At 65.5% G+C, this 18,230-nt stretch carries 9 protein-coding genes; all 9 read right to left on the bottom strand.

What is annotated here, in order from left to right; translation table 11 throughout:
* Positions 1 to 372 precede the first annotated feature (372 nt).
* The 9 genes from N5C91_RS08855 to N5C91_RS08815 all read right to left on the bottom strand — a co-directional run bounded on the left by N5C91_RS08855 (position 373) and on the right by N5C91_RS08815 (position 18,190).
* On the bottom strand, positions 373 to 804 hold the full coding sequence (locus N5C91_RS08855; RefSeq protein ID WP_236175791.1) for a hypothetical protein: 432 nt from the start codon (positions 802 to 804) through the stop codon (positions 373 to 375).
* The gene (locus N5C91_RS08850) at positions 804 to 10,904 is read right to left on the bottom strand and encodes a filamentous hemagglutinin N-terminal domain-containing protein (protein ID WP_279829133.1); all 10,101 of its coding nucleotides are present in this window, start codon (positions 10,902 to 10,904) and stop codon (positions 804 to 806) included. The genes N5C91_RS08855 and N5C91_RS08850 overlap by 1 nt, the downstream gene beginning before the upstream one ends.
* A 46-nt stretch (positions 10,905 to 10,950) precedes the next feature.
* Positions 10,951 to 12,651, bottom strand: a complete 1,701-nt coding sequence (locus N5C91_RS08845) for a ShlB/FhaC/HecB family hemolysin secretion/activation protein (RefSeq protein WP_279829131.1) — start codon at positions 12,649 to 12,651, stop codon at positions 10,951 to 10,953.
* A 167-nt stretch (positions 12,652 to 12,818) separates the two neighbouring features.
* A complete protein-coding gene (locus tag N5C91_RS08840; protein ID WP_205338297.1) occupies positions 12,819 to 13,067 on the bottom strand; it encodes a hypothetical protein in 249 nt (82 codons plus the stop codon).
* A 384-nt stretch (positions 13,068 to 13,451) separates the two neighbouring features.
* Positions 13,452 to 14,630, bottom strand: coding sequence for a gamma-butyrobetaine dioxygenase (locus N5C91_RS08835; protein ID WP_279829130.1), 1,179 nt, complete (start codon positions 14,628 to 14,630; stop codon positions 13,452 to 13,454).
* Positions 14,631 to 14,643: 13 nt separating this feature from the next.
* Positions 14,644 to 15,573 carry an alpha/beta hydrolase gene (locus N5C91_RS08830; RefSeq protein ID WP_279829129.1) on the bottom strand — a complete coding sequence of 310 codons (930 nt, stop codon included), beginning with the start codon at positions 15,571 to 15,573 and terminating at the stop codon, positions 14,644 to 14,646.
* 5 nt (positions 15,574 to 15,578) lie between these two features.
* Entirely contained in the window at positions 15,579 to 16,052 is a 474-nt protein-coding gene (locus tag N5C91_RS08825) for a thioesterase family protein (RefSeq protein ID WP_236175786.1), read from the bottom strand.
* Positions 16,053 to 16,134: 82 nt separating this feature from the next.
* Positions 16,135 to 17,100 (bottom strand): L-carnitine dehydrogenase, encoded by a 966-nt coding sequence (locus tag N5C91_RS08820; RefSeq protein ID WP_236201771.1) that lies wholly within the window; start codon positions 17,098 to 17,100, stop codon positions 16,135 to 16,137.
* A 205-nt stretch (positions 17,101 to 17,305) separates the two neighbouring features.
* Entirely contained in the window at positions 17,306 to 18,190 is an 885-nt protein-coding gene (locus tag N5C91_RS08815) for a 3-keto-5-aminohexanoate cleavage protein (RefSeq protein WP_236175784.1), read from the bottom strand.
* Positions 18,191 to 18,230 lie beyond the last annotated feature (40 nt).

Here is an 18,230-nt window from a genome sequence, read left to right as displayed (position 1 = left end):
CGCTGGCTGTAGGGGTACGAGCCAGGGGGTTGATTATCCGCATTTCTGAAAAATTATTAAGCCTCGTCTGAACTTCGCGAGCTTTTTGCTCATGAGAAGCCTCAGACAACAGGTTTCCTGTTTTCTTCTCGTACCTCAACGCATCTGCTACACCACCATTACCCATGCGCGAACCAGTTTTGTCCTTTCCGAAGTAAGAGGTAAGAAAAAGGGGACAGATTTATTTTTCTACTCTAATCCTGACTCCGCGCCCAGCTTTAGAGTAGAAAAATAAATCTGTCCCCTTTTCGGTCGAGGCCGATCACGAGCAGAAGCGGGGGCGGCAAATCGCAGACAATAAAAACCCCAGCTCACTGGCTGGGGTTTTATCAACTACGGAAGCCTAGCAAGATTATCTCTCCAAGGATTAAGCAAACCATCCTGGAGAGTTCTATCTATCACTCCATCTTCAATGCTTCCAACATAAGTAGAGCCTAGCTGAAATTCAAAAGATAGGCTCTCTCGGCCAGACAACTCTTTCACATAAAAGATAAGCTGCTCCACTTCTTCTAAATTTCTAGAGTCTGCCTCACGCGAAAGCTTATTAGGTGGCAACGCTGAGTAAACCTCTAGCACACCACCAACCACTTCTTCACCAGCATCATCTACCTCATCAACGAATTCGGGGGGCGAAATGCTCCACCCCCTTGATAAGGCTAATTTTGAAATCACATCCCGAATACTATCTTTAACCTTCTCATCTATATCCTGAGCCAAATAGAAGAAAAAACTCTGCTTAGGGAAACTCTGCAATTCACTATGCATTATTCAACTCCTGGCTTTGGCGGGTATGCTGGCAACGCCGAGCCAGGGCCGCCTGGGTTATACCTAAAGCCTCCAGGCATGTGGGCATCCATATGCCTTGTAGCAGGCAGTGGTACCGTGAGCGGCATACCTTGAATATGGTGGATAGAAATCTTCTCCCCCTTCAAACCTGTATCTTCTGGGAATATTTTTATCCACGCATCATCAACCTTCGGAGTTCTTCCTTTAGCGATTGCCGCTCTATTCTCCACACTTAATATTTCACCATAACCAAGATCGTCCCATTGATCTCTGACTCCGCGCCAGTCAGATGCGTTAGTGCGGACAACTCCTGTACGAGTAGTGTTAGCAGCAGAAGTACCAGCAACTTCTCCGGTAGTCGCAGCCCCTTTTGCAGCCGCCGCCCGTTCAGCCCGCACTAACCCCCAATACTCGTAGGCCTTGTTTACACTAGATGACGCCCCTGGAGCAACTGTTCCGCCCGGCCGTTTGGCCCCGACTCCAGCGCCAGCCATTCCAGCTACAGCGCCAATAACGGTAGCACCGAAGCCATAAACTTCATCCAGGTATTCGCTAGCCCGAATACTGCGATCAATCAACTCGAACTTGTAGCTTTCGCAGGTAGCCGTGGTGCAATTCAGCTCCGCCAAGGCAGCCAGCCCGCCTTGAATCGAGGTCAGCAGATCCTTTGCCCGCACCGGACCAGCCGTCTTCAGAGCGTCCTCCAGGTTACCCAAGCTGTCCTGGTTGTAACCATTACCTACCCAAACGTTCTGCTGGCACTGAGTGTTGCTGCCACAGGCCGTGATGTCGTGAACAAAGTCTTGGGTCTGGTCGTGATTAAGGAAGTTGTATTGGGTGGCGCTCTTGGCTACCCAGCCGCCGGTCTGCAAGTTCTTCTGGTCTGAATCAACCAGCGATGCTGCCAGAACGCCCACCAACTCTGAGGACATCGACAGCAAGGCATCGCGCTTCTCGGGGCTCAATTGAGTGATCGCTTGGCGAAGCTCATTGGCTAGTGCTTCGTTAGCACCTGCGGCAATAGCCCCACTGCTGAAGTCACCACCAGCAGCCTCAGCAACCAGACCGCCGACCAGTGCGTGAGCCGTAATCTTCTGCGCACTTCCAGTCTTAAGACCCGCATCTCCTATCGCATTGAAAGCAACGGCAGCAATGGTGTTGTAGAGAGTACTTTGCAGGGCGTCGCCGAAACTTCCGCCCTCTCCCATTGCCTTGTTCAGCGCAGTAGCCGTGACATTCTGCAATGCCTGATTTGCAGCAAAGCCCCCAATACCGCTGGCCGTACTCAAAGGAGTAATGATCTTGTCAGTCGGCACCTGAGTTTTGGTGCCTGTCCAATCGTCGAAGTACCCTGTCGTCAATCCACCAACTACACCGGCGACCGCCATTTGCTTGAGGCTGTCGCTGCTGAAGCTGTCGTTGAGCACCTTGCCTAAATCGCCCTTGTTATTGATCAGGCTGACCGCCGCAGTGCTGGACAGGCTGCCTGCAACACCAACGCCGGCGCCCATAACAACGGTGCCGCCGGCCACTCCCGCGCTGCTCAGCGCTCCCGCTGCCGCAATTCCGCCAATGGCCGCCGCCGCAATCGCTACGGCCAATTGCGTGGCCGGGCCCATGCCGGAGTGGCTGTACTTGTACGAGTCGTGAATCTCCTTCACCGCCCGCCAATCCACATCCCCGCGCGCCTCGGCTTCCTTGATCCAGGCGAGGTTGGGGTCGGCCTGCACCATCGCATCGATAGCCTGGCTGACCGACTTCTGATCGATGTGCTTGTAGTCGATCTTCAGGCCGTCCACCGCCTTGATGGCGATGTTGCCCTGGGCGATCATCTGGGTCTGGCGCAGCGTCTCGTCGGTCTTGCCTTCGCCCTTGGAGCTGGTCCAGGCGAGGTCGCTGTCGCTCTTGGCGTGGCTTTCCTGGTGCAGGTCCTTGACTGCTTCGAAGGTGACTTCGCCGCCGCTGAGGATGGCGATGTCGTTGCCCGCGTCGAGCTTGGCGCCCTGGTATTTCTGGTCACCGCCGCCAAGCAGGGTGATGTCGGAGCCGGCGCTGATTTCGCTGCCCACGGCGCGGACATCGGTGACTTCGTCGCGCTGGGTCTTTTTCTTGCCCCAGCTGCCCTTTTCCTCCATGTCGTACAGCGAGTAGTCGCTGTCGTTGGCGGCGAGCAGTTCGATCTTGTCGCCGGCGACCAGGTAGGCCTCGTTGCCGGCGCCGATCTTGCTGCTGACGAGGGTGAGGTTTTCACCCGCGCTGATCAGGACGTCGCCGCCGGCGGTGACTTCGGTGGCCTGGTGGCCGACGTGGTCTTCCTGGGTGGTGACCTTTTTGCCGCCGCCCTTGTACTTGGCGTCGCTGTGTTCTTCGTTGGCGGCGGAGGCGAGGACGACGTCGCGCCCGGCGCTCATGGCGATGTCGCGCGCGGCGTCGATGCGGCTGGCGACGGCGCTGAGGTCGCGGCCGGCGTTCAGCTCCAGATTGCCGCCCACCTGCACATCGCTGCCGTGCTGGGTGACGCTGGTGACGTTGCCGGTGACGCGGCGGCTCTGGAAATCGAAGCTGTCGACCTCCTGCGCGGCTTCCAGGCGCAGGTCGCGCCCGGCGGTGAGGCTGGCATTGCCGCCGGCCTGGATGACGCTGCCGGCGCTGATCAGGTCGCGCCCGGCGGTGATCTCCAAGTCGCCGCGGGCTTCGATGCGGGCGGCGTTGTTGGCGATTTCCTTGTGGATGCGGTGCGCGTCGTTGCTGGCGTCGACCGAGGTGATGCTGCGCTCGTTGATGACGTCGCCGGTCAGCGCGGTGAGGCTGACGTCGCGGCCGCTGATGATGCCGCCAGCCGCGTTGCGGATGCTGTCGACGGCGAGCAGGTCGAGGCGGTTGCCGGCTTCGATCAGGCCGCTGTTGTTGAGGTTGGTGGCGCTGGCGGCGAGGTCGCCGCTGGCGCGCAGGGTGCCCTGGTTGGTCAGGTTGCCGCCGCTGATCAGGGACAGGTCGTTGCCCATGATCAGGGCGCCGTTGGCCGCCAGGCGGCCATCGGTCTGGGCGAGGTAGAGCACGGGCACCAGGACCTTTTCACCGTTGATGGTGGCTTCTTCAAGCCAGACGATGTCGTGGGTCAGCGCGGCGACCTGTTCGGCGCTGAGGCCGACGCCCAGTTGCAGTTGGAGGCTGTCCTTGTAGGCGATGGCGTTGTCCATCAGGTACTTGAACAGCGCTTCGTCGCTGGCCATGCCGTCGATGTAGCGCTGGCCGGTGCGGGCGACCACCGCTTGCTGGATCAGGCGCTGTTCGTAGAGGCCGTCGCCCAGGCGCTTCTGTGCCTTGTCCGGATCGTAGCCAAGCAGGCCGAGCAGGTAGTCGGAGCCGAGGAAGCTCTTCAGGCTGGTCAGCTCGGGGTTGGTTTCGACCAGGTACTTGTGGCTGTTGTCCGGCGTGGTGCTGCTGGGCAGGCCCTGCACACGCGGGACGTTGAGGGCGGCGCCTGACTGTGCGTCCGTGCTGGCGGCGTTATTGCCCAGGGCGACGTTGCCAGCGCCGGCGGTGCCGCCGCCCAGGCTCTGCTCGCGTTGCGCCGCGCTGATGGTCTGGCCGTTGAAGCTGAGATCGCCGGCGCCCTGTACGGCGCCGGTGCTGCCACCGCTGCCACCCTGGCCGCTGAGACGGAACAGGCCGTTCTCCCCCTGCGGCAGGCTGAAGCCCGGCAGGGTGACGGGGTTGACCTGCTTCTGGGCGAGGTCCGGCGGCAGTTGCGAGGTGATCGCCAGTTGCACGGTGGTGGCGCCGTTGGTGACCCCGACATCGCGCGGGCTGATGGTCTGCGCGCCGGCATCGCGCTTCACCACGCTGTTATCGAAACTCTGGCTGGCGTTGATCACCACGTTGCCGGTGGCCTGGATCACGGCGGAAGCGGCAGGCGTGCCGGAGACTGCCACGTCGGAGGTGGTGATGTTGAAGAAGCCACCCGGATAGCCGGCGGATTCGAAGACCTGCTGGCGGGTCAGGCGGCCGGGGTCGTAGTCCGGCGAGTTCGGGTCGTTGTAGCGGTTATACAGGTCCTTGTTGGCGCGGAAGGCCCAGTATTCGCTGTCGTTACGGGTGTAGAACTCGGCGTTGTAGTGGCGCTCGACGCCGCCGGCGGCACCCTGGTTGCGGAAGGTGGCCGTCTGGATGTCGATGTTTCCACCCGAGCCGATGCTGCTGTACAGGTTGTCGAAGGAGCCGCCACGGAAGCGGAAGTCGCCGCCAGCGGTGATCGACGCCTGGGGCGCGTCCTTGAGGATGACGTCCTCGGAGCGCTCCTGGGAAAGGAAGTGGACTTCGCAGCCCTTGCCGTCGCAGACGTCGTCGTACTTGAACTGGATGCTGCCGGAGACGATGCGCTCGCCGATCTGGAAATCGTCGGCGCGGCGGTTGTCGAAATCCTGCACCAGCAGGGTCATGGCGCCGGCGCTTTCGAAGCTGCCGGAGATGTTCTGCACGCTGCTCGCCCAACCGTCCTGGTCGTTGGCGGCGATATGCAGGGTGCCCAGGCTGTAGAGATCGGCGTTGCGGTTGGTGAAGTTCTGCGTGCGCAACTGCAGGTTGCCGCCGCTGAAGATCAGGCCGTTTTCGTTAAGCAGGTTGCTCGCGCCCAGGTACAGGTTGCCGGCACTGCCGAGGGTGCCACGGTTGTTGAGGCTGGCAGCGCTGACGCGCAGGTCCTGGGTGGCGGTCAGGCGGCCACCGTTGTCGAGGGTGCCGCCCGCACTGACGGTGGTGATGGCGCCACCGCCGGCGATGCTCCCGGCCTGGCCGACGCCGATGTAGCCGGCAGCCAGGTCGAGCCTGCCCAGGCTGCTCAGGCGGCCGTTGGCAGTGTAGTTGCCGTTCAGGTTGAGGTCCAGGGTGCCGTCGCTGGCGATCAGGCCATCGTTCGACCAGTTGCCGCCGCGGCCGATGAGGCTCTGCGCGGCCAGCAACTGGCCATAGCCCCCCTGGGCGAGCTGCCCGATGTCGAGGTTGAGCACACGCGCCTGGATGATGGCGTTGTTGGTCCAGCTGGCGGCCTGGTAGGTGAGGCTGCCATTGGTGGTGAAGTTGCCGCCAGCCAGGCCGGCCTTGGCCAGGTCGATGCCGAAGTTGCCACTGCCCACATGCAGCACGGTGCCGGCGCCGTTCTGCAGGGTGCCAGCTTGCAGGTTGAGGTTCTGTGCCGCGGTCTCGATGCGGCCGAGGTTGTTGTTGAGCAGACCCGAGGTGCTGACCTGGGTGGTGTCGTTCTGCCCTAGCGCACGAATGGCGCCTACCACGTTATTGATGCTGGCCGCGCCCAGGGTCAGGTTGCCGCTGCTTTCGATCAGGCCGAACTGGTTGTTCAGCGCGCCAGTGAGGTTGGCGTCGAGGTTGCTGGCGCCGATCCTGCCACCCTGACCGAGGGCCGCGCCTTCGTTGAACAACTGGTTGCCACGCAGGTAGAGCAGGCCGCCGGCGTACAGGCCGCCGCCCTGGTTGTTCAGATCGCTGGTGCTGATGCGGTTGTCGCCGCTGACCGCCGAGAGATGGCCGGCGCGGTTGTCGATGCCGCCAGCGGCGGTGATGTCGAGGCCCTTCGCCTGGGTAGTGCCGGCGTTGTTGCTGAAGGTGCCGGTGACCAGCTTGAGGTCGCCGCTGGCGGTGTTGAGGACACCGCCATTGGCGTTGTCGAGGCTGGCGCTGCCCAGGTCGAGCAGGCCGCTCTGGCTGATGATGCGGCCGCCCTGGTTGCCGATCGCACCGGTGGCCTTGAGGGTGGTGTCGCCCTGGCCCTGCAGGGTGCCCGCGCTGTTGTCGATGCGGCTGGCGCTGGCACTGAGCTGGCCGGTCTTGGCGAAGATCAGGCCGTCCTGGCCGTTGAGCAGTTCGCCGGTGAGGGTCAGGGTCAGGTCGGTCTGCGCGGCCACGGTGCCGCCGGCGCTGTTGTCGAAGCTGCCGGCGAGGACCTTGAGCAGGCCCTGACTGGCGAGTTGGCCGCCACGGTTCTGCAGGCTGCCGACATTCAGGTTGAGCGGGCCGCCGCTGGCGATTTTCGAGCCGGCGCCGTTGTTGAGCAGCGTGCCGAGCAAGCCGAGCCGCAGGGCGCCCTGGCTGATCAGGCTGCCGCCGCTGTTGTCGAGGCTGCTGGCGTCATAGTCGACGCTGGCGGCGCTGATCTGCCCGCCACGGTTAGCCACAGCCTTGGCGCTGCCGGTCAGGCTGCCCTGGGTGCTGAGCAGGCCGGCGCCGCTGTTGTCGAGGTCGCCGCCGAGGGTCAGGCCGAGGTCGCCCTGGGTGGAGACGATGCCGTTGGCGTTGTTCAGGCTGCCCGCGCCGAGGCTGAGCCTGCCCTTGCTGACCAGCGCACCCTGGTCATGGTTGTCGAGGGTACCACTGAGGGTCAGGGTCAGCGCGCCATCGCGGCTGGAGAGGGTACCGCCGCCGCTGTTGTCCAGGCTGGCGGCATTCACCACCAGGCCTTGCCAGCCGGAGAGCAGGCCCTGGTTGGCGTTGCGCAGGGTGTTGGCGTTCAGGTCGAGTTGGCCGGCGCTGATCAGGCGGCCCTGGTCGCGGTTGTCGAGGGTGCCGCTGACGGTCAGGGTGAAGCCCTGGCTGGCGGAGATTTCCCCGCCGCGGTTGTCGAGGTTGCCCAGGCCGTTGATCTGCAGGGCACCGGTGGCGCTGAGCAAGCCGCCCTGGTTGTCGAAGTCGCCACGCTGGGCGCCGTTACCCAGGTCGAGGGTCAGCTTGCCTTCACCGATCAGCGCTGCCTGACGCTGGATCAGTTGGGCAACGATCAGGTGCAGGTCGCCCTTGGCGGAGATTTCCCCGCCGCCAGTGGCTTCGAGCTTGCCGCCGCGCAGGGTCAGTGCGCCCTGGCTGGTGATCAGGCCTCCGGGTTTGCCGGCGGCGCTGGCGCCGTTGAGAACGTTGCCGGCGCCGAGGTCGAGGCCCTGGGCGCCGCTGATGACGCCGTCGCGGTTGTCCAGGTCGGCGGTGCTGCCGTCGAGGCGGCCCTGGGCAAGCAGGCGACCGTCGCGGTTGTCGGTGCTGCCGGTCGCCAGCAGCAGGTTGCCACTGGCAGAAAGCAGGCCGCCCTGGTTGTTCAGGCTGGCGCTGCCGACGTCGAGTTGGCCGCCGGCGACCAGTGCGCCGTCGCCGTGGTTGTCCAGCGCACCCTGGCTGCGCACGAACAGGTCGCCGCGGCTGGCGAGGGTACCGCCCTGGCTGTTGTCGAGGCTGGCGGCGGTGACGCTGAGACCATTGTTGCCCGACAGCACGCCGGCGCTGCTGTTGTTCAGCGCGGCCGTGGTGAGGGTCAGGCGATCGCTGGAAATCAGCTTGCCGCCCTGGTTGAGCAGCGTACCGGTGGAGAGGCTGAACGCGCGGTCGCTGGAGATTTCCCCGCCCCGGTTGTCGAGGCTGGCGACATTGCGCAGCACCAGCTGAGCCGGGCTGCCGAGCAGGCCGCCAGCGTTGTTCAGGGCACCGCCTTGCAGGTCGAGGTCCACTCCTGCCTGGCCGATCAGTTGGCCGCCGCCGTGCTGGTCGAGGCCCGTCACACGACCGTCGATGACGCCACGGGCGGACAGGCTGCCGCCCTGGCTGTTGTCCAGTTGGGCGGTGGCGAGGTGGATGGCGGCGTCGGTGACGATACGGCCTTTCTGGCTGTTATCCAGTTTGGCGCCTTGCAGGCTGATGTCACCGGCGGCGCTGAGGATACCGCCGGCGTTGTTCAGGTCGGCACCAGCGAGGTCGATGGCCGCGTCGCTGAGCAGCTTGCCGCCCTGGTTGTTCAGCGCGCCGGTGAGGCGCGAGAACAGCAGGCCGGCGCTGGAAACGCTACCGGCGCGGTTGTCGAGGCTGCCGGCGTTGAGGGTCAGGGCCCCCTGGCTGAGCAATGCGCCGTTGCCGCTGTTGTCCAGCGCGCCAGACAGTTGCAGCCAGACATTTTTCTGGCTGCTGAGCAGGCCGCCCTGGCTGTTGTCCAGGCTCTGCCCGGTGAGCGTCAGGCCGTCGCGACCGGCCAGGGTGCCGGCGCGGTTGGCGAGGCGCTGCACCTGCAGGTTGAGGCCAGCGTCGCCAATCACCTTGCCGGCGCCGTTGTCGAGGCTCGCTGCCTGCACATCGACCTTGGCGCGGCTGGAGATTTCACCGCCCTGGTTGAGCAGGTCGCTGCCTTTTAGCGTCACGCCGTTGTTGGCGGCGATCAGGCCGCCGTTGCGATTGTCCAGCTGCCCGGCGTCGAGGTTCAGCGCGCCCTGGGCCAGCAGTTCACCGCCCTGCTGGCTGAAGTTGTCGGCCTTGGCGAGCAGGTCACCCTTGGCATTCATGCTGCCCTTGGCGTTGCTCACCTGGCCGGCAGTCAGGTGCAGGGCCGCGCCGCTATCCAGGCTGCCGCCCTGGCTGTTGTCCAGTTGGCCAATGTCGAGTGTCAGGTCACCCAGGCTGCTGATCACGCCCAGCGCGCTGTTGTTCAGGCTGGCGCCGGAGACGGTCACGCCGGCATCGCCGACCACCAGTCCGCCGCGGTTATCCAGATTGCCGGCGTGCACGCCGAGCGCACCCTTGGCCGAGAGCAGGCCGTCGGCCTGGTTGTCGAGCTTCTGCTGGACGCGAGCCTGCAACGTGCCGTTGCTGACCAGATTGCCCTTGGCGCTGTTGTCGAGGCTGTCGAGAGTGAAGTCCAACGCCTGCTCGGCGGAGAACAGACCGAAGCGGTTGTCCAGCGCACCGCCGCTGACCTGCAGGCGGTTGGCGACCGCCTTGCCGTTGCGGTTGTCCAGGCGCGCCGCGCTGAGCGTCAGTTGATTGCCGGCGAGCAGGCGGCCCTGGCGGTTGTCCAGGGTGGCAGCGGTGACGCGGGTGTCAGCGCCCTTGAGCGCACCGCCCTGGTTGTCCAGGGTGCCGCTGGCGTTGACATCGAGGTTGCGGCTGGCGATCAGGCTGCCGCTGTTGCGCAGGTTCTGCGCGGTGATCGCCACGTCACCCTGCGCGTTGCGACTGTCATCCGGGTTGACCCCGGCTTCGACGATGCCGCTGTTGCTGACCTGCGCGGCGCTCAATGCCACACGCTGGCCGGCGGCCAGGCTCTGGCTGTTGCTCAGCTGACCGCTGGCGTTCAGCTCGACTGTGTTGCCGGCATAGGTCGGCCCGCTCAGTGCGATGTCCTGGGCCTTGGCGCGCAAACTGCCGGCGGCGCTGGTCTGCGCCAGGCTCAGTCGGCCGTTGGCGTCGATCTGGATGTCGCCGGCGCTGGCGGCCATATTGCCAGCCAGCTTCACGCCCACGCCCTGCTCGGTGCCCACCAGGCGGATGGCGCCAGCGTACATGCCACCCAGCGCGGAGCTGTCGATGGCCAGTTGTGGCTTGGCGCTGCCGTCGTCGGCCTTGGCGGTGGCGGCCAGGGTCTCGGCGTCCACCTGGTTGCGCCCGGTCACCATCGCGAGCTGCTTGGCATAGAGGTCAGCGTTGAGCTTGGCGCTGCGGGTGATCAGCTCGAACTGGTCGAGGTTGCTGGCGTTCAGGCCGGCGCCTTCGACGGTGATCTCGCCGCCGTCGACGTCATAGCCACGCAGGCGCTCGCCGTCCATCAGCGGCTTGCCGGTGGTCAGCGTGGCACGCGGGGTGTTGATAAACCCGCAGCCGTTGCAGGTGATCCCATGGGGATTGGCGACGATGACATGGGCGGACTGGCCCGCCACTTCGGTGTAGCCACGCAGTTGCGAGGGATTGCCCCCGGTGACTTCGTTGAGAATCTTGCTGGCCGCGGCGCCCTTGAGGTTGGGGTTGCCGACGATGATCCCGCCCAGCTGGGTGGACTGGGTCTTGCCGGTGGCGTTGTTGAGGATCAGGCCGTTCTGCCCGACGTTGTAGTCGCTGAACTTGTTGTGCGAGAGCCCCGCGCCGTTGGGCGTGGCGATGTTCACCACGGGGACGCCGTTACCCGCCGCGCCCAGGTGCGTATTGCCACCGGCTGCGGCATCCACCGCCAGCTCGGCGGCCGCCGCGACGATGGGATTGAGGATCAGGATGCCGGCCAGAACGCTGGCAATGGCCTGGTACAACGGGTGGCGTACGTCCATGTGGGAATCTCCCAGGTACTAGCTGCTAGCTGAAGAGCGAAGCGGTTCAGAAGAAGAGGTCGACGCGGAAATAAACCGGGTGCTCGCGTCGTTCGATGAGGTCGGGGCGCTCCAGCGAGCGCGCCAGGGTCACGGAGGCGGCGGCGTACTGCCCGCGCGCGCTGAACTCCAGGCCATGGCCGCTCATGCGCCCGGAGAGGCCCGGGTTGTAGCGGCCGTGCTCGATGGCGCCGACGTCATAGGCGTAAGCCACGCCGTACTCCTGCACCCAGGGCAGCAGCGGCTCCCAGGTCACGGCGCGGCGCCAGCGCAGTTGGTTGCGCCAGTAGTAGCCGGAGTCGCCGGAGAGGGTCTGGTCCTTGAAGCCGCGGATCGAGCTCAAGCCGCCCAGGCTGATGCGCTGCGGGCTGTAGAGCACGTCTTCGCTGTGCTGGCCGGTGGCGAGGCTTTCGAAGCTGAAGGCCTCGTCCCACAGCTTGAACGGCTGCAGGTAGCTCAGGGTCAGGCTGTACTTGTTGTAGCGGGCGGTGGGGCTGCCGTGGGGCGCGGCATGATCGTCGTCCTGCGCGCCGAAGGCACCGACACCCCGCTGCCAGCCGATGTCGGCGTTGACGAAGGCGCTGCCGATGCGCCGGCCATGGTTGACGCCGAGGCGGAATTCGCTGAGGTGGGTGCTGGAAACGTCGAGCAGGGTGTCGTCGATGTAGTTGCGCGTGCGCTGGTGACTGAGGCCGAAGTTCACTCCGGTCTTGCTCACGTCGTCACGGTGCAGCACACGCTCGGCGCCCAGTTGGTGGGTCTCGTTGTCGCCGTCGTACTTGAAGGCGAAGCCGGCGTCTTCGTTGCGGGTGCGGTAGTAGTTGCGACTGTAGCTGTAGTTGAAGGTCCACCAGCCGTAGGGAACGCTGTACCAGAGGCTCTGGTTGTCGGAGTGCTTCCAGTGGTCGCTGACCACGTCCTGGCCATAACGCAGGCCGAACTGGTCCGCCAGGCCCAGAGGGCTGTCCCAATCCAGGCCGACGCCGGCCTGCTGTTCGCCGGAGGTCGCGTCGCCGTTGTTGTCACGGCTGGCGGACACCCGCCAGGGTTTGCTGCGCTCGCCCTTGAGCTGCACGCGGCTGCCGCCGACTTCCTGCCCCGGCACCAGCTCGATCTGCGCCTGGCGCGAAGGCAGGCGGTTGACCTGGTCGACCAGTTGCTCCAGCTCGCGCAGGTTCAGAACGTCGCCAGTGGCACCGGGAAAGGTCATCGCCAGTTCGCGATCGCTGGCCAGCTCCGACTGGTCGAACCCCTCGAAGCGCCCCTCGACCACGATGACCTTCAGCTCACCGCTGGAGAGGTCCTGCTGCGGCAGGTAGGCACGGGTGGTGACGAAACCCCGGGAGAGGTAATGGTCGGTGATGCCCTTGAGCAGCTCGTTGAGCTGGTTGACCCCCAGGCATTGGTCGCGATAAGGCGCCAGCAGCTTCGCGCGCGAGCGTGCGTCGAGGTGCTCGGCGCCTTCGAGGGTAATGCTGCGGACGGTGAAGCAACGGGTATCCGGCGCGGTGGTCGAAGGCGCCTCGCTGGGCGCTTTGCCGGGGAGCTGCTGGAGCTCTTCCAGGCGCTTCTGCTGCTCGCGCAGGAGTTGTTCCTGGCGCTGGCGCTGGAGGTCGTTGTCGCCCGGAGTGGGCAGTGGCGCGGCAAAGCTTGCCGAGGCACAGCAGAATGCCAGGACGGGCATCCAGCCACGGTAGAGAACATGCATCCTTACGATCCCTGTCTTCTGGCCTGGCGGCCAGTCCATCCCAAAAAGCGGATTGGATCATATTTGATACATGATGCCCTTAGGCCATTATCCCGACGAAATGTAGGCTGTTTCCCATTTTCTGGGAGACGTTACGCACAAACAGAGGGTGCTTGTGCGCCCGATTGTCACACTTTCGGCACCAGCGCCGGCAGTAACTGGCGGGAGATGGCCTCGCGCACGGCGGGTAGCAGGGTGGCATTGCCGGCGAGCATTTCCTCCACCAGGCGCCGCAGCGCCAGCGAGCGCTCCGGCGTCAGGCCACGCACGGCGTATTCGCAGGCCTGCTCCGCGGTGACATCCGGCGGGACGGCGAAACCCAGGGCCTGCAGGCGTTCGCGGAAATCGTCCTGGTCGATCAGGTCGGCGTGCATCATCGCGGTTCTCCTTGGGAGCGGCAGGGGTCTGCATGGATTCTGGTAAGCCCGCAGAGACGCGGCAAGCACCTCGCCGACGGAATGTCCGCGGCGGGCAAGCACAGGTCGTTTTCGGCTAACCGGCAGTGCGCGGTGGCGCGCAGACTGGCTGCCATACCCCAGCCGTCGGCTCCGGCCCTGGCGGGTGGGGCCTCGCACACTGAGAGCCCGAACCGGCTCGATTTGTCCCCTGCCGCGCGTCGGGCGCCGCAGGGGATTTTTTTGTCCAGGCGAAAGGGCTTTTGCAGGAGCGAGCCTGCTGGCGAACGAGCCTGCCGGCAAATCCGTAGCTGAGCGGTTCGCGAGCAAGCTCACTCCCACAATGTACGGCACAGCGCGGAGATATCAGCGCTCGCGCTGCAACACCAGGATGCGCGAGAGCAGTTCGTCGCGATCGACGTAGCAGCCTTGCAGGTGGCGCTCGCCGCTGGCCGGGTCGAAGGCGGTGCGGGCGTGCAGGGTGCGGCGATTGTCGAAGCACCACATCTGCCCGGCGCGCAGCTTCTGTTGCAGGCGGAAGCGCGGATCGCGGGTGAACGTGAGGAAGGCGCGCCAGGCGTGGTAAAGCGCCTCCATGCGCTCGGCCGGGGCGTCGAAGGGACCGCGCAGGAAGTTGGCGATGCGGATTTCGCTGACCTCGCCCAGGGCGTCCAGGGCAATCACTGGCGCCAGGCAGCGGTAGTCGCTGCGGCGGTCCTTGTTGCGGAACTCGATGGGCATTTCGCACAGCGTGCGGAAATCTTCCGGCAGCTCTTCGCGCAACGCCCGGGCGATGGCGAAACCGTCGACGAACACGCTGTCGCCGCCATCGGCGTCGTTCACCAGGCAATGCAGGAATTGCAGCCCGGGCTGCAGCTCGCGGGTCGGCAGGTCGGTGTGCAGCGGCAGGTTGAAGGCGGTGTAGGCGTTGCTGTCGGCGGCCGCGGCCTTGGACTTCACGTCGAACAGCACGCCGAAGTTGGTCTCGCGGATGAAGGCAATGCGCTGCGCGATGCGGTGCAGGGAGCCCGGCGCGGTGGGCACTCCGTCCACACGGCTGAGGCCGAGGTCACGCAGGGCGAGCATCCACTCGAGCAGTGCAGCGTCGTCGTCCATCAACTGCTCGTGCTGGAACGCCGGTACCGCGAAGTCGCTGTGCCAGACGCGGCTGGTGCGGCGCGCCGCCAGGCGCTCGGCGCGGGAGTCGTCGTCATAGGCATGCGCGCGCAGCCAGCCCGGGTCGTATTGGCTGCGGTGACCATCGCTCCAGTGCACGCACAGATGGCCCAGTTCGATGGCGGCCCGTTCAGGGGCAAGGTCGGCGGGCACGTCGATGATTTCCAGTACCTGTTCCCGGGTGACCGCGTAGACGCACTCACCGCACGGGCAGTTGTCGCGCAGCCACTGGTGATGGAAGGGGCTGACGCGGCCATCGTCCCAGACCAGCTCGAGGCGGTTGGCCTGCGGACGCAGCGCGGTCAACGCAGCGGTCTGTGGATAAGTACGCCAGTCGGCGATGGTGGGACGTTCCAGCGTCGTTTCCATGCTCGTCTCCTTGTCAGCTCAGGCTGCGGCGCAGGGCCGCGATCAGGGCGCCGCGCAGGGCCTCCACTTCCGCCACGCGACGGGCGCGCAGGCAGCCGTGGACCAGCCCGGCACCGGGGAAGTAATCCACCGCCACGCCGGCTTCATGCAGGCGGTCGCGGTACAGCGCACCGTCATCGCGCAACGGGTCGAACTGGGCAACGGCGATGAAGGCTGGCGGCAGGCCGTCGAGGTCTTCGGCGAGCAAGGGCAGCGCCAGCGGATCGCGCCAATCCGCGGGGCGCGAGAGGTAGGCGGCGAGGTATTCGTCGACGGCGGCACTGGTCATCAGCGGCGCGTCGGAGCAGGTGCTGCGCGAGGGCGTATCGAGGTTGCCCAGCGCGGGGTAGACCAGCGCCTGGGCAAGCGGCAGCGGCTCGCCGCTGGCGCGCAGGGCCAGACAGAGTGCCGCAGCGAGGTTGCCGCCACCGCTGTCACCGGCGACTGCGATGCGGGTGTTGTCCACAGGCTCGTCGAGGCCGCCCTGCTGCAGCCGACGCCAGGCATCGAGGCAGTCGTCAAGGGCGGCAGGATAGGGATGTTCCGGCGCCAGCCGGTAGCTGATGGCGACCACCAGGGCGCCGAGTTCGGCGGCCAGGGGAATGCAGATCATGTCGTGGGTCTGGGCGCTGCCCAGCACCCAGCCGCCACCGTGGATGTAGAACACCGTGGGCCAGCCGTTCGCCGGTGGCGCGCCGTCAGGACGATAGAGGCGCAGCGCGACCAGGCCGTCCGGCTGCACGTCGCGCACCAGCAGGCCCGACGGCACCGGCGGGGCGAAGGCGGCGGCCATGCGCTCGTAGTTTTCCCGCTGGGCATTGAGCGTAGGGCCCGCCAGTGGGTGAGCCTCCGTCTCGGCGACGAAAGCCTGCATCGCATCGGACAGCGGATAGCGCCGGTTCATGCCGCTCAGCCCGGTAGGCCGATGACGCGGCCAACGTAGTCCGGGCGCGGCAATGGACGATGGGCTTCGGCCAGCGCCAATACGCGCTCCAGCACCACGCCTTCGAAGGGGGCGGAGCGCGCGCCACCGTCGAGGCTCACGTGCAGCAGCATCTGTTCGCTGGCGGCCAGGGCGAGGGCCTCGCCGGCACGGTGCAGGCTGTGGAATACGTGCAGGCGCTTGCGGTCGTGGGCAATCAGCTGGGTGCGCACTTCGACCTTCTCGCCCTCCTTCACCTCGTGCAGGTAGTTGAGGTGCACTTCGAGGGTGAACAGCGAATGGTGGGTCGCCGCGCGGTGTTCGGCATCGAGGCCGAGGTGGTCCATCAGGGAATCCGTGGCATAGCTGAACAGCAGCAGGTAGAAGGCGTCGCGCAGGTGGCCGTTGTAGTCGGTCCACTCGGCGAGGATGGGAGTTTCCCAGGTTTTCAGGGCGTGCATGGCTGTGCGTCCGTGAGGCCCTCACCCCAGCCCTCTCCCAGAGGGAGAGGGGGCGGTTCGGAGCAGGTGATGAACCGTGAGGTTAGTCGGCGAAGGCGAAGCCGTGTTTGGACTTGGTGTCCTTGATGGCGCCGAGCACCGCCAGCAGGCAGTCGTCGCGGTAGCGTTCCAGTTCGGCAATGCTGCGCGAGCCTTGCTGTTCACTGGTGCCCTCCACCACGCGGTCGATCAGGGTGTCGGTGAGTTCCGGTGCCGGCAGGTAGGTCCAGGGCAGTTGCAGCGCCGGGCCGAACTGGGCCATGAAGTGGCGCATCCCGGCATTGCCGCCGGCCAGGGTGTAGGTGAGGAAGGTGCCCATGAACGACCAGCGCAGGCCGGCGCCGAAACGGATCGCATCGTCGATTTCACCGGTGCTGGCGACGCCGTCGTTGACCAGGTGCAGCGCCTCGCGCCAGAGCGCTTCGAGCAGGCGGTCGGCAATGAAGCCGGGGACTTCCTTGCGCACGTGCAGCGGGCGCATGCCGAGCGATTCGTAGACCTTGATCGCGGCCTGCACGGCCTCGGGCGCGGTCTTCGCACCGCCCACCACTTCCACCAGCGGCAGCAGGTACACCGGGTTGAACGGGTGGCCGACCACACAGCGTTCGGGGTGCGTGGCGTCGGCGTAGAACTCGCTGGGCAGCAGGCCCGAGGTACTGGAGCCGATCAGGGCGTTGGGCTTGGCGGCAGCGCTGATCCTGGCGTGCAGCTCGCATTTCAGGTCGAGGCGTTCGGGGGCGCTTTCCTGGATGAAGTCGGCGTCGCGCACGCATTCCTCGATGGTGGCGACAAAGCGCAGGCGGTCCTGCGAGGCGCCGGGGGCAAGGCCGGCTTTTTCCAGCGCCGGCCAGGCATTGGCGATGCGCGCGCGCAGAGCGGCTTCGGCGCCGGGAGCCGGGTCCCAGGCGACGACGTCGAGGCCGTGGGCCAGGGCGCGGGCAACCCAGCCGCTGCCGATGACACCGCTGCCGAGGGCGGCGAAGGTTTTGATGTCGGTGATGAAGGGCATGGTAGCTCCAGCAGGAATGAGGGATTACCTGTAGGAGCGAGCTTGCTCGCGAACAAAGTCCGCAGCGGGGCTGGTTCGCGAGCAAGCTCGCTCCTACGAAAAGCAGCTGTGTAGGGCGCATAACGCGCAGCGTTATCCGCCGTTTTGGTACGGCGGCGGATAACCCATCCCGGGTTATTCGCCCTACGGTGTTGGGGCTCGTAAATCAGCGCGGCTTGAGGTTCATCTTCCTGCGCCCCTCGGCCGGGGTCAGGGCGCGGCCGCCCAGGCGCTCGATGATCTCGATGGCGCGCTCGACCAGTTGGCCGTTGCTGGCATGCACGCCGCGGTCGAGCCAGATGTTGTCTTCCAGGCCGACCCGTACGTTGCCGCCCAGCAACATGGCCTGGGCAACCATCGGCATCTGCGAGCGGCCGATGCCGAAGCCGGCCCAGGTCAGGCCGTCGGGAATGTTGTCGGCCATGGCTTTCATGGTGGTGGTATCCGCCGGGGCGCCCCATGGGATTCCGAGGCAGATCTGGATCAGCGGGTCTTCCAGCAGGCCTTCCTTGAGCATCTGTTTGGCGAACCAGAGGTGGCCGGTGTCGAAGATTTCCAGCTCGGCCTTAACGCCCAGTTCGGTGATGCGCTTGGCGCCGGCGCGCAGCTGCGCCGGGGTGGAGACGTAGATGAAGTCGCCATCGCCAAAGTTCAGGGTGCCGCAGTCCAGGGTGCAGATTTCCGGCAGCAGTTCCTCGACGTGCTTCAGGCGCTCCAGCGGCCCGACCAGGTCGGTGCCGGCGCCGAATTCCAGCGGTTGTTCACCCTGGCCGATCTGCAGGTCACCGCCCATCCCGGCGGTGAGGTTGATGATGACGTCGGTGTCGCTCTCGCGGATGCGCTCGACCACTTCGCGGTAGAGCTTCACGTCGCGGCTGGGCTTGCCGGTCTGCGGGTCGCGGACGTGGCAGTGGGCGACGGTGGCGCCGGCCTTGGCGGCCTCGATGGCGGCGGCGGCGATTTCCTTCGGGGTGACGGGAATGGCCGGGTGCTTGCCGACGGTGTCGCCGGCGCCGGTCACCGCGCAGGTGACAATGACTTCGTAGTTCACGGTGGCTGTCCTTCTTGAGGTCGAACGAACCCACCGCGCG

The organism is Pseudomonas sp. GD03903 (assembly GCF_029840045.1).
In the GTDB taxonomy this organism is placed as follows: Bacteria; Pseudomonadota; Gammaproteobacteria; order Pseudomonadales; family Pseudomonadaceae; genus Pseudomonas; species Pseudomonas pseudonitroreducens.
The sequence above is the reverse complement of the archived record's forward strand: the minus strand, read 5'-3'. Positions and strand labels throughout refer to the sequence as shown.

Coding starts and splice junctions, on each gene's coding strand:
- N5C91_RS08825 (WP_236175786.1), bottom strand. CDS start 16,052: ATGCACGCCCTGAAAACCTGGGAAACTCCCATCCTCGCCGAGTGGACC.
- N5C91_RS08830 (WP_279829129.1), bottom strand. CDS start 15,573: ATGAACCGGCGCTATCCGCTGTCCGATGCGATGCAGGCTTTCGTCGCC.
- N5C91_RS08840 (WP_205338297.1), bottom strand. CDS start 13,067: ATGATGCACGCCGACCTGATCGACCAGGACGATTTCCGCGAACGCCTG.
- N5C91_RS08820 (WP_236201771.1), bottom strand. CDS start 17,100: ATGCCCTTCATCACCGACATCAAAACCTTCGCCGCCCTCGGCAGCGGT.
- N5C91_RS08855 (WP_236175791.1), bottom strand. CDS start 804: ATGCATAGTGAATTGCAGAGTTTCCCTAAGCAGAGTTTTTTCTTCTAT.
- N5C91_RS08845 (WP_279829131.1), bottom strand. CDS start 12,651: ATGCATGTTCTCTACCGTGGCTGGATGCCCGTCCTGGCATTCTGCTGT.
- N5C91_RS08850 (WP_279829133.1), bottom strand. CDS start 10,904: ATGGACGTACGCCACCCGTTGTACCAGGCCATTGCCAGCGTTCTGGCC.
- N5C91_RS08835 (WP_279829130.1), bottom strand. CDS start 14,630: ATGGAAACGACGCTGGAACGTCCCACCATCGCCGACTGGCGTACTTAT.